Origin of the sequence: Nocardia arizonensis (genome assembly GCF_001310275.1) — a bacterium.
GTDB lineage: Bacteria > Actinomycetota > Actinomycetes > Mycobacteriales > Mycobacteriaceae > Nocardia > Nocardia arizonensis.
Window position 1 is genome coordinate 1 of sequence record NZ_LGYZ01000089.1, and the last position, 512, is coordinate 512.

Sequence of the window (512 nt, forward strand, 5' to 3'; positions counted from 1 at the left end):
GCGTGCGACGTGTCCTCCTCGATGAGCGCGTTCGCCGCGCCGGTGTCCTCTGCCGCGTGGATCATCGCCCGCGCCGCCGAGCTGGCCGCAATGCCCGCCACCACCGCGACCGTGACTTTCGGCGCGACGGTGGCCCCCATCACCTACCCGGGCACCGCCCCCGCCCAGGTCAGCGAGTTCGGTTGCCCGGACAAATACCACGCCCTCGGTGCTGCGACGTTCGCCCTCGACGGGGCCCTGGGTCTGTCGCGGCCCGGCGCGACCCGGCTGCTGGTCGTCATCTCCGACGGCATCTTCCGAACCCACGAACGTGAGTCCGCCCAGCGCCGACTCGACGCCGTGCGCGCGGCCGGGTGCGCGGTGCTGTGGCTGGCACCGAACACGGGCAAACGCCCCGGTCGGCCGGGGGCCCCGACTCCGCTGAACGGGGCGACCGTGCACGTGGTCACCGACCCGGCCACCACCGCCACCGCGATCGCCCGCGCCATCACTGCCGCCGTGCGCGCCGCCTA

1 pseudogene is annotated in these 512 nt (G+C 74.4%); it reads left to right on the top strand.

From position 1 onward, the window contains the following. Positions 1-21: 21 nt before the first annotated feature. Positions 22-512 (top strand): annotated as a pseudogene (locus APZ21_RS21870) (hypothetical protein); the annotation flags it as partial.